The 11,454-nt window shown below is 66.1% G+C and carries 8 protein-coding genes; all 8 read right to left on the bottom strand.

The features are described 5' to 3' along the window. Window positions 1–5: 5 nt before the first annotated feature. The 8 genes from LOY26_RS04030 to LOY26_RS04065 all read right to left on the bottom strand — a co-directional run bounded on the left by LOY26_RS04030 (window position 6) and on the right by LOY26_RS04065 (window position 11,414). Window positions 6–3,098 (bottom strand): multidrug efflux RND transporter permease subunit, encoded by a 3,093-nt coding sequence (locus LOY26_RS04030; RefSeq protein WP_258714421.1) that lies wholly within the window; start codon window positions 3,096–3,098, stop codon window positions 6–8. Next, window positions 3,095–4,258, bottom strand: coding sequence for an efflux RND transporter periplasmic adaptor subunit (locus tag LOY26_RS04035; protein ID WP_258714422.1), 1,164 nt, complete (start codon window positions 4,256–4,258; stop codon window positions 3,095–3,097). Before LOY26_RS04035 ends, LOY26_RS04030 begins: the two co-directional genes overlap by 4 nt. 231 nt (window positions 4,259–4,489) lie before the next feature. Next, window positions 4,490–5,224, bottom strand: a complete 735-nt coding sequence (locus LOY26_RS04040; protein WP_186661063.1) for a YkgJ family cysteine cluster protein — start codon at window positions 5,222–5,224, stop codon at window positions 4,490–4,492. Continuing rightward, window positions 5,221–5,532: a hypothetical protein gene (locus LOY26_RS04045; RefSeq protein ID WP_186661061.1), complete on the bottom strand. Its 312-nt coding sequence runs from the start codon at window positions 5,530–5,532 to the stop codon at window positions 5,221–5,223. Before LOY26_RS04045 ends, LOY26_RS04040 begins: the two co-directional genes overlap by 4 nt. Window positions 5,533–5,620: 88 nt before the next feature. Next, window positions 5,621–6,520: a chemotaxis protein gene (locus LOY26_RS04050; RefSeq protein WP_186662897.1), complete on the bottom strand. Its 900-nt coding sequence runs from the start codon at window positions 6,518–6,520 to the stop codon at window positions 5,621–5,623. A 117-nt stretch (window positions 6,521–6,637) separates the two neighbouring features. Then, window positions 6,638–7,822: an HlyD family type I secretion periplasmic adaptor subunit gene (locus LOY26_RS04055; RefSeq protein ID WP_033701238.1), complete on the bottom strand. Its 1,185-nt coding sequence runs from the start codon at window positions 7,820–7,822 to the stop codon at window positions 6,638–6,640. Continuing rightward, window positions 7,819–9,981: a type I secretion system permease/ATPase gene (locus LOY26_RS04060; protein ID WP_258714423.1), complete on the bottom strand. Its 2,163-nt coding sequence runs from the start codon at window positions 9,979–9,981 to the stop codon at window positions 7,819–7,821. The genes LOY26_RS04055 and LOY26_RS04060 overlap by 4 nt, the downstream gene beginning before the upstream one ends. After that, window positions 9,978–11,414, bottom strand: a complete 1,437-nt coding sequence (locus LOY26_RS04065) for a TolC family outer membrane protein (RefSeq protein ID WP_033701236.1) — start codon at window positions 11,412–11,414, stop codon at window positions 9,978–9,980. Before LOY26_RS04065 ends, LOY26_RS04060 begins: the two co-directional genes overlap by 4 nt. Window positions 11,415–11,454: the final 40 nt, after the last annotated feature.

An 11,454-nucleotide genomic window follows, 5' to 3' on the forward strand; every position in this document is an offset into this window, starting at 1 on the left:
TTGTCTCAACTGGCACTTGGCGCGGCCGCGTTGGCGGCCCGACGGCGATGGAACAGGCGCTCCAGGGCCAAGTATATGACTGGGGTGGTGAACAGCGTCAGGGCCTGGCTCACCAGCAACCCGCCGACCACGGCAATGCCCAGCGGTTGGCGCAGCTCGGCACCGGCGCCGAAACCGAACATCAGCGGCACCGCGCCGAGCAGCGCGGCCAGGGTGGTCATGATGATCGGCCGAAAGCGCGTCAGGCAGGCCTGGTGGATCGCCTGCTCGGGCGTCATGCCGTGATGGCGCTGGGCTTCAAGGGCGAAGTCGATCAAGAGGATGCCGTTTTTCTTGACGATGCCGATCAGCAGCACCACGCCGATCAAGCCCATGATGCTGAAGTCCTGGCCCATGGCCCAGAGCAGGATCAGCGCGCCCAGGCCCGCTGAGGGCAGGGTCGAGATGATGGTCAGCGGGTGGACAAAGCTCTCGTAGAGCACCCCGAGGATGATGTACACCGCCACCAGGGCGGCGAGGATCAGCCACGGCTGGCTCGACAGCGAGCTCTGGAAGGCCTGGGCCGCGCCCTGGAAGTTGCCGCTGATCGAGTCGGGCATGCCCAGTTCGCGCTGGGTGCGCTCCAGGATGCTCACCGCGTCGCCCAAGGCCACGCCCGGGGCCAGGTTGAACGACAGGTTGGCAGCTGGGAACAGCCCATCGTGGCTGATCGACAGCGGCCCGGTGCTGGGCGCGGCAACGTGGGCCACGGCGGACAACGGCACCATTTCGTTGCTCAGGGGCGAGCGCAGGTAGAAGTAGTTGAGGCTCTCGGCCTTGCCACGCTGGCGCGCGTCCAGTTCGAGGATCACTTTGTACTGGTTGGTCTCGGTCTGGAATTCGCTGATCTGCCGTTGGCCGAAGGCGTCGTACAGCGCCTGGTCGACGTCGGTGGTGGTCAGGCCGAAGCGCGCGGCGGCCTGGCGGTCGATGTCGATGCGGGTGACGCTGGCTCCCAGTTGCAGGTCGTTGGACAGGTCGCGCAGTGCCGGGCTTTCACGCAGGCGGTCGGTCAGGCGCTGGGTCCACAGGTTCAGTGCCACGCCGTCGTTGCTCTTGAGCACGTACTGGTACTGGGTGCGCGACGGGCCGGAACTGAGGTTGATGTCCTGGCCGGCGCGCATGTACAGGACGATGCCCGGCACCTTGGCGAGCTTGGGGCGCAGCCGGTCGATCAGCTCGCTGGCCGAGACATCGCGCTCGCCGCGAGGCTTGAGGGCGATCCAGAAGCGGCCATTGGCGATGGTCTGGTTGCTGCCGGTGACGCCGACCGAGTGCGAAAACGCACGCACGGCCGGGTCAGCCTCGATGATCTTGGCCAGGGCCTGGTGCTTTTCGATCATCGAAGGGTACGACACGTCCGCTGCCGCTTCGCTGGTGCCGAGAATGAAGCCGGTGTCCTGCAGCGGGAAGAAGCCCTTGGGGATGGCCACGTAACCCACCACGGCCAGGGCCAGAGTCAGGCCGAACACGCCGAGGGTCAGGCGCTGATGGGCCAGGGCGCGGTTCAGGCCTTTTTCGTACCACCTCACCAGGCGCTCGCCAAAGCCGCCGTGCTGCTCGCCGGCCGGGCGGCGCATGAACAACGCGCAGAGGGTGGGTGCCAGGGTCAGCGAGACCACCACCGAAATCAGGATGGTGGCCGTGGCGGTCAGGGCGAACTCCTTGAACAGGCGCCCGACCACCCCGCCCATGAACAGCAGCGGGATGAAGGCGGCAATCAGCGAGAAACTGATCGACACCACGGTGAAGCCGATTTCGCCAGCGCCCTTGAGTGCCGCCGTGCGGCTGTCGTCCCCCGCTTCGAGGTGGCGGTGGATGTTTTCCACCACGACGATGGCATCGTCCACCACGAACCCCACCGAAATGACGATGGCCACCAGGGTCAGGTTGTTCAGGCTGAAACCGAGTACGTACATCAGCGCGCAACTGGCAATCAGCGACACCCCGAGCACGCTGGACACCACCAGGGTCGCCGACCATTGACGCAGGAACAGCGCCATGACCCCGATCACCAGGGCCACAGCGATCATCAGGGTCAGCTCCACTTCGTGCAGCGAGGCGCGGATGGTTTGGGTGCGGTCCTGCAGGACCGACACCTCGATCGAAGCGGGGAGCATTTCCTGCAGCTTGGGCAGGGCCGCCAGCACCCGGTCCACGGTGTCGACGATATTGGCACCGGGCTGGCGAAAGATCACCAGGTTCAGCCCAGGCTGGTCGCCGGACCAGGCCTTGACGTAGGCGTTTTCGGCGCCGTTGATCACCTTGGCCACGTCGCGCAGGTGCACCGGCGCGCCGTCGCGGTACGAGACGATCAGCTGGGCGTAGTCCTCGGGGTGGAACAGCTGGTCGTTGGCCGCGAGAGTCGACACGCTGTGCTCGCCGTACAGCGCGCCCTTGGCCAGGTTGAGGCTGGTCTGCTGGATGGCCAGGCGCAGGTCGGCGAGGGTCAGGCCGATGGCTGCCAGCTTCTCCGGTTGCGCCTGCACGCGGATGGCGGGGCGCAATTGCCCGGTGATATTGATCAGGCCGACCCCGTCGATCTGGCTCAGTTGGCGTGCCAGCAGGGTTTCGGTGTAATCGCTCAGGTCATTGCCGGGCATCTGGTTCGAGCTGACAGTCAGCACCAGCACCGGGCTGTCGGCCGGGTTGACCTTGCGCCAGGTCGGCGGGTTGGGCAGGTCTTGCGGCAAGCGGGCAGTGGCGGTGTTGATCGCGGCCTGGACTTCCTGGGCCGCCGTGTCGATGTTCTTGTCGAGGGTGAACTGCAGAATCAGGTTGGTCGACCCCAGCGCGCTGCTGCTGGTCATCTGGGTCATGCCGGGGATGGCACTGAACTGCACTTCCAGCGGCGTGGCCACCGACGAGGCCATGGTTTCCGGGCTGGCCCCTGGCAACTGGGCAGTGACCTGAATGGTCGGAAAGTCGGCCTCGGGCAGCGGTGCCACCGGCAGGCGGGGGAAGGCGATGGCCCCCAGCATCACCAGAGCGAAGGTCAGCAGCAAGGTAGCGATCGGGTGGTCGATGCACCAGGCCGAAACCCCGTTGCGCGCGTTCATGGCTGGCCCCGGCCGTCGGCCATTTCTGCGGGGGCCGGCGCATCGGTGGTGACTTCGACCCGCGACCCAGGCTTGAGCCGCGACTGGCCGTCGAGCACCAGGCGCTCGCCTGCCTTGACCCCGGCGATAACGTTCAGCCCGCTGTTCTGGTACAGCACCTTGACCGGCACGCTGGTCACCTTGTCACCGTCCAGGCGGTACACGAAATGGCCGTCGACGCCGCGCTGCACCACGGGTGGCGGCACCACCAGGGCGTCTTCTTGCATTGCCGTGCGCAAGCGAACGGTGACCAGTTGGCCGGGCCACAGGCGCCCGTCCTTGTTGTCGAATTCGGCCTTTACCCGCACCGTGCCCGTGGTCGCCGAAATCTGGTTGTCGATCAGCGCCAGGTGGCCTTCACCGAGCAGGCTGCGTTCGCCGTCGGCGTCCATGTAGGCCTGCACCAGCGCCGGGCTGGGCGCCTTGAGCAGGCTTTGCAGGGTGGGCAGCATCTGTTGCGGCAGGGCGAACTCGACGGCGATCGGGTCGATCTGGGTCACGCTGAACAGGCCCTGGGTGTCGCTGCTGCGTACCAGGTTGCCGGGGTCGACGTTACGGATACCGACCCGGCCGGTCACCGGTGAGCGGATCTGCGTGTAGGACAGTTGTACTTCGGCGTTGGCGATGGCGGCCTGGTTGCCCTTGACCGTGGCTTGCAACTGGTTGACCAGGGCCTGCTGCTGGTCGAGAGTTTGCTTGGATACCCCGTCATCGGTACTCAGCAGGCGGTAGCGCTTGAGGTCGACACCGGCGACCTGGATCTGCGCCTGGCTCTGCCCGAGCTGCGCGCGCGCCTGGTCGAGGCTGGCGCGGATCGAGCGGTCGTCGAGGGTGGCCAGCAGGTCGCCTTCCTTTACCCATTGGCCTTCCTTGACCAGCACCTGGGTCAGCACGCCTTCCACCTGTGCGCGGATTTCGACGCTGTGCAGCGACAGCACCGAACCGATGGCGCTGGCATAGCGCGGCACGTCTTGTTGGGTGACGCTGACCACGCGCACGGGGATCGCTGCCTGTGCGCGGGGGGCGGGCGCTGGTTGACGCTGGCTGAACCAGACGCCCAGCGCTACCAGAATGAGCAGCGCCAAGGCGGCAAGGGTGACAGAGCGGGACGGACGTCGCATCGAGGGCGGGCACCTTGGCCAGAAGGGAGAGACGGTTTTCTGTACTCAAGCTTATAGCCCCCGGAGAGGGTCGGCAGCATGACGGCTGGCTGACAGCGGTGACAGTTTCGGGTTTGGCGACGGTTTTGTGGTGGGGCGGAAATCGAGCGCCGCGCGGGCGGCGCTCGATCTCGAATCCGCCACAAGGCCCAAGCCATGCACCCGGCCCCCCCCGCAATCCGCGTTACCCCCTCAAAACCCAATAAACGCGTAATAAACCGGCGTTTCAGAGGTCGTGCTCAGCCCAATCCCCCGCAAACTGGCCGTCAACGCTTCATCCTGCACATGCAGCGTCCACCGGGCCCCATTATCCTCTGGCACCTGCGCCAACGCTGTCGCAAAAGCCCCCATCTCCGGCAGATAAGCCGTAAACCCGTTCCCTTTCAGCGCACTGGTAGTCATGCCCAACGCCTGGCAAACCGCAACCTTGGCCGCGATGTCATCACGATCCGCCTGGCGCGAAGCCTCCACCAGCGCCGCCAGCCCCGCGTCGGCCAGCTGGCTGCCATGAATCAGCGCCGGCCCCTGCTGCCAAGCCTCGGTCGGGCAGTCCTTGTTCTCGGGTCGCAGCGGAATATGCGGGTTGATTTCCACCGGGTAGATGCGACAGACCAGCGGGCGCGTGTCGTAAATGGTGCACAGGTCATTGTCGTCGAGGTTGCGACAGCGCCCCGGGTTGAAGGCCGCGAAGGTCACCGAGACGCGAGCGACCGTGTCGCCGCAGGCCACCGGGTGAGAGCGGCGCAGCACATGCTCGCGTTGCTCCTCCGGCATGCCCGGGCCATCGGCCACGAAGGCTTCTATCAATACCACCACCTGGCCCCCAGACCCCGCCCACTGGCGCGCTTCGTCGAGGGTCAGCGGCACATGGTGGCCGGTGCAGCACTTGCCGCAGCCGGTGCAGGCGAAACGCAGGTTGTCGGTCACTTGGCTTCCGGGTTCCATTCGCTGACGAACGCGCGCTGGTGCTGGCGGTCGTAAAGGCACAATTCGGTGCCGCTACGTTGCTGCATGTGCTTTTGCGGGTAGACGCCTTCGATCAGCAGGGCACTCATGCCGACCTGGTCGTCGAATTCGGCGGGCTTGCCGCGCGCATGGGCGTCCTTGAACTGGCTGGCGGCAAGGCACGTCTTGAGCATCTGCTGGCGCTGCTCGTTCCAGGCCTGGCTGCTGGAGGCCTGGGCGACACCGCTGAACAGCGCGCAGGCGACTAGGAGGGAGCTGAAAAACTTCATACGCGATTCCGGCAAATATCTTCCGAGGGGAGCGAATTATGCCCGAGTCACCCCCGACGGCAAGCCGGGGAGTTTGTCGCTTGATGTATCAACGCTCGGCAAACACCACTGCCCGCGCCGCCACCACCAGGCAATCGGTCAGCTCCGGCGAGGAGAACTTGGTAAGGATGGCATTGGCCCCCGCCAGCCTGGCTTTTTCGCTGCTCATGGCGCTGTCGAGCGAGGTGTGCAGCAGGATATACAGGTGCTGAAAATCGGGCGTTTCACGCAGGGTACGGGTGAAAGCATAGCCGTCCATTTCGGACATCTCGATATCGGAGACGATGATATTGATCTCCTGCGCGGTGCCCTGCAGTTCCAACAACACGTTGATGGCGTCCTTGGCACTGCGTGCGGTATGGCATTCGATGCCCAGGTTGCGCAGGGTGTGCACCGACTGCTGCAAGGCCACCTGGCTGTCGTCCACCACCAGGATGTTGGCGACGGCCAGCAGGCTCGCGTCTTCTTCGGTCAGGGCGCCGTGCTGTGGCTCGGCGGCAGGCGGGGCGATGGCATGGATGACCTTCTCGATGTCCAGTACCTGCACCAGCGCGTTGTCGACCCGGGTCACGCCGGTGATGAACGAGCGGTTGCCCGAACCGAAGGGCGGCGGTTTGATGTCGGTGCTCAGGCAATGCACGATGCGGCTCACGGCCTGTACATGCAGGCCTTGGCGCGAGCGGCTGATCTCGGTGACGATCAGGCAGCCGCCGTCCGGGTCGGCCAGCGGGCGCTCGCCGATGGCGCGGGACAGGTCGATGACCGACAGCGAGTTGCCGCGCAGGGTGGCCACACCTTTCACATGGGGGTGCGATTCGGGCAGCTTGGTCAGTGAAGGGCAGGGGATGATCTCGCTGACCTTGAGCAGGTTGATTGCCATCAGCTTGCCGCTGCGCAGGGTGAACAGCAGCAAGGACAGCGAATCCGCGCGGGCATTTTGCGTGGCCATGGTGACCTTCGTTGGAATAGGGGGATAACGGGTTATCGGCGTATTTGCGTCGGGCTTTAGTGGGCGTGTTGTCGCTGCCTGGCCTGATAGAGCGGGGGGCGCAAAGCGCCCCCACGATTACCGTTCGCGCAGGGCTTCCTTGGCCCGGTTCAACGGCTTGATCAGGTAGTCGAGGATGGTCTTCTCGCCCGTGCGGATATCCACCGTGGCAATCATCCCGGGCACGATCGCAAAGTGCTTGCCGGCCTTGTTCTGCAGGCTGTCCTGCTCGGTGCGGATAAACACCCGGTAGTAGTAGATCTCCGGCTTCACCTCGTCCTGCAGGGTATCCGGCGAGATGCCGACTACTTTGCCTTCCAGCCCGCCGTACACCGAGTAGTCATAGGCACTGATCTTGACCTTGGCCGCCTGGTCGGGGTGGATGAAGGCGATGTCCCGTGGGGCAATGCGGGTCTCGATCAGCAGGCGCTCGTCCATCGGCACGATCTTCATCACTTGCCCACCGGGCTGCACCACACCGCCCAAGGTATTGACCTCGATGTCCTTGACGATGCCGCGCACCGGTGAGCGCAGGGTCAGGCGCGTCAGCGAGTCGCTACGCCCGCGGATCACCTCGGACAGGCTGTCGGCCTCGGCGCTGGCCTTGGCCAGTTCCTCGCGTGCACGCACCAGGTAATCGGAGCGCGCTTCGTTGGCCTTGAGCTGCAGTTCCGAGCGCTGGCGGTTCAAGCGGATCACCTCGACCCGGCTCGAGGCGCCCATCTTCGCCAGGTTCTCGGTGATCTTCAGCTCGCTGCGCACCAGTTGCAGCGAGTCCTCGATACCGGCCAGGGTCTGCTCCAGGCCACGGCGGCGGGTCTGGTACAGCGCGGTCTCGGCGTCGATCAGGTCGGGTGAGTCGCGCAGGCTGTCGGGGAACACCAACGGCTTGCCGGTCACCTCGGCCTGCAAGCGGGCCTGGCTGGCCTTGGCCGCGCGGTACTTGGCTTCGCTTTCGCCGACGCTGGAGGAGGTCTTGGTCGGGTCGAGCTGGGCCAGTACCTGCCCGCGGTCGACCAGGTCACCTTCGGCCACGCTCATCTGCGCGACGATGCCGCCCTCGAACGACTGGATCACCTGCTCGCGTGAACTGGGGATCACCTTGCCGGTGCCGGTGGACACTTCGGTCACCTCGAACCAGGCCGCCCACGCCAGGAACGCCGCCAGCATCAGCGCACAGATCGTGATGATACGGCCGGCGCGGAACACCGCCTGGTCGTCCTGCCCGTCCAGGTAGGACGCCGGGAGTTCATGGTTGCTCATGCCTGGGCTCCTTGCAGTTTCGCCAGCGCGGCATCGCGTTTGTCGTCGATGACGATGCGCCCGCCATCGAGCACGAGGATCCGGTCGACCCGCTGCAGCACGCTCAGGCGGTGGGTGGCGATCACCAGGGTGCGGCCCTGGCAGAAACGTTCGAGGTTATCCAGCAGCTTGCGTTCGGTCATGTCGTCGAGGGACGCGGTGGGTTCGTCCAGCAACAGCACCTGCGGCTGGCGCACCAGCAAGCGTGACAGCACCAGGGCCTGGCGTTGGCCGCCGGACAGGCCCACGCCGCCTTCCAGAATCAAGTGGTCCATGCCTTTGGGCAGCCGCCGGACAAAGTCCAGCGCCCCCGTGGCGGCCAGGGCGGCGACCAACTCCTGATCACTGGCCTGGCCGGCACCCAGGGTGAGGTTTTCCCGCAGGGTGCCGTGGAACAGCCGCGAGTACTGCGGCAGCAGGCCGACATCGCGGCGCAGGTCGGCAGGGTCGAGGTGGGCCAGGGCGATGCTGTCCAGGTTGATTTCGCCCTGCACCAGGTCCATGGCACCGCCCAGGGCCTGCAGCAGGGTGGATTTACCGGCACCGTTGCGGCCGAGCACGGCGATGCGTTCACCCGGCTGGATGTCCAGCTGGGCGATGCTCAGGACGGGCGGGGCCTCCGGGCTGTAGCGGAAGTTGGCCTGGCGCAGCTGATACTCGCCGCGGATGGCCGGCAGGTGCACGCGGGCTTCGTTTTCAGGGTGATCGACCGGTGACTGCATCAACTTGTCGAGGCCTTGCAGGGCCACCTTGGCCTGCTGCCAGCGAGTCAGCACATGGGTCAGTTGTGCCAGCGGCGCCAACATGCGCGACGACAGCATCGACGCCGCCACCAGGCTACCGGTGGTGAGGTCGCCGGCGATCACCATCGGTGCGCCGATGACGATGACCACCGCAAACACCGCACCCTGCACGTTCTGCGTCCAGGTCACCAGGCCGTTGGTCAGGGTGCGCAGGCGCAGGTTGGTGTGGGCGCAGGCGGCGTTGTACTGGTTCCATTGGCGCTCGAAGCGTGCCTCGGCTTGCAGTGCCTTGATTTCGTCCAGGCCCTGGATGCTCTCAACCAGCATGGCGTTACGCAGCGCCGACTCACGCATCGAGGCATTGGCCAGGCGGGCCAGGCGCCGTTGCGCGAGCAGGCCGGGCAGGACCATGGCCAGCAACGCCACCAGCGGGATGAACACCAGCACGCCGCCGATCAGCCAGAACACGAACAGGAACAACAGGAAGAACGGCAGGTCGGCCAGGGCCGTGGCGGTGCTCGAGGTGATCAGGTCGCGGATCGACTCCAGCTCGCGTAACTGCGAGATGAACGAGCCGGTCGACTTGGGTCGCACCGAATTGCGCAGGCGCAAGGCATGCCCATAGACCAGGTCGGAGACGCGCAGGTCGGCGCGTTTGCCCAGCAGGTCGGTCACCTTCAGGCGTAGCAGGCGCATGCTGAAGTCGAACACCAGCGCCAGTACTACACCGCCAAACAGCACGTACAGCGTGGGCAGGGACTCGGCGGGGATCACCCGGTCGTACACCTGCATGGAAAACAGCACGCCGGCCAGGGCCAGCACGTTGGCCACCAGCGAGGCGACCATCACCTGCCCATACGGGCGCAGGTCGCGCAACACGATGCGGGCGAACCAGTGGCGGTCGTAGGGGGCGGTGTAGTCGTCGGTGCGCACATCGCGCAACGGCCGCGCCGGGCGCAGCAGGGCAACCCGGGTGATGCGCCCTTTGAGGGTGTCGCGCGGCAGGCGTGAGGTCAGCCCCTGGTCACCGGCGAAGACTACCGCCAGGTCGTCCTCTTCGGTTACCGACTCGACCACTGCCAACTGGCCGTCGTCGAGTTCCAGTACCAGCGGCGTGCGCCATTGCCGCAGGCCTTTGGCATCGAAGCGCACGAAGCGCAGCGCCAGCCCGGCCTGGCGGGCCATGTGGCGAAGAATTTCATCCAGTGGGCGGGCATCTTCGACGGCCGCCAAGCGTATGCGTTGCGGCGACACGTCCAGGCGGTAGTGGTGCGCGACCTGGAGCATGACCTCAAGCCAAGGCCCCAGGTCTGGCCGTTGCTGGGCCGTTTGCTCCGGGGGCTGGCTGGGCAGGGTCACATTGACGGATTCGTTCATGGCTGGATCTCCACACCTTGCAGGTTACGCCCCTCGAGCCCGAAGGCCGTGCGCAGGGCGCCGGTGTTGTAAAGGCAGTCGACATCCAGGCGCAGCAGGTCGGAGCGGGTGCCGGCGAGTTCGAAGCGTGACTGGTAGATTTCCTGCTCGGCGTTGAGCAGGTCGAGCAGGGGCCGGGTGCCCAGGTCCAGGTACTGCCGGCCGTACAGCATGCGGGCTTCCTGAATGCTGACCTGGCGGGCCTCCAGCGAACTGAGCCGACGGCCCAGCCCTGAGGTCTGCGCCATGGCCTCGGCCAGGCCGCGACGGGCCTGCAGGCGGGCGGCATCTTCGGCCGAGTCGGCGGCAGTCAGCGCATGGCCGGCGGCGCGGCTGCGGGCGCTGATGGCGCCACCCTGGTAGATGGGCACCTCGACGTTCAGGTAGATGCCTGCCTGGGTGCGGTCCATGCGTGAGTTGTCGCGGTCGTAGTCGTTGTCCAGGTAGTGGTTGATCTGCGGCTGCAGCGACACGGTGGGGTAGGCTTCGGCCTTGGCCTGGGCCAGTTCGGCCTGGCCTTGGGCGCGTTGGGCCAAGGCCATCAGCACGGCGGGCAAGCGGTCGTCGCCTTGTGCCGGGCGCTTGCAGGCCTGGTTCAGCTCGGGTGGCGATTCCTCGGCAAGCGCCGGTGGCGTGACCCGCCCCAGCAACGATGCCAGGGTCGAGCGCCAGCGTTCGTACTGTGACTGGTATTCCTCCAGGGTGGCGCGGGCGCTTTCCACGCGGGACTCGGCCTGGACCACGTCGGAGCGGGTGCTGGCGCCCATGTCGCTGCGTTGGCGAGCCATGCCGGCGATGTCGCCGACCCCGCGGATCTGGTCGCGGGCAATGGTGATCAGTTGTTCGTAGCGGCGGGTTTCGACCCAGGCATAGGCGGTGTCGCGGGCCAGTTCGTCGACCACCAGCAGGATATTGGCTTGGGCGCGGGCGGCGGCGGCCTGGGCAGCGCTGACGGCGCTGTCGACCTTGCCGAAGTCGTAGAGCATTTGCTTGAGCGACAGGTTGAGCGCCTGGCTGTTGCGGTCGCCGCCGTAGCCGGTGTCATAGCCAGTGCGCACACCGCCGGAAATCTGCGGGTAGTAACCGGCGCGGGCAACATTGATGCCTTCGCCTTGCTTGTAGAGGTTGCCGATGGCCTCGGCGATGCTGGGGTGCCATTGCGCGGCTTGCAGCACCGCTTCGGTCAGGCCAAGGCGGTCGCCATTGGCGACGGGGGCCATGCCGATGGCAGGGCGGGCGGGCACTGCATCGGGCGCATCACGTAACAGTGATGGCCCGATCTGGCGCAGTTGTGGGTCGATGTCATCGGCCGCCTGGGCAGCCGTGTTGAAGTTCAGGGCCAGGAGCCCCAAGGCTCCCAGCAACAGCGGTGACAGCGGACTGCTTCGCTTCACATAGTTCCCTTACTGCTATTCCGTCCTTGCCGCCGGGCGA

Origin of the sequence: Pseudomonas sp. B21-047, from assembly GCF_024748775.1 — a bacterium.
GTDB lineage: Bacteria > Pseudomonadota > Gammaproteobacteria > Pseudomonadales > Pseudomonadaceae > Aquipseudomonas > Aquipseudomonas capeferrum.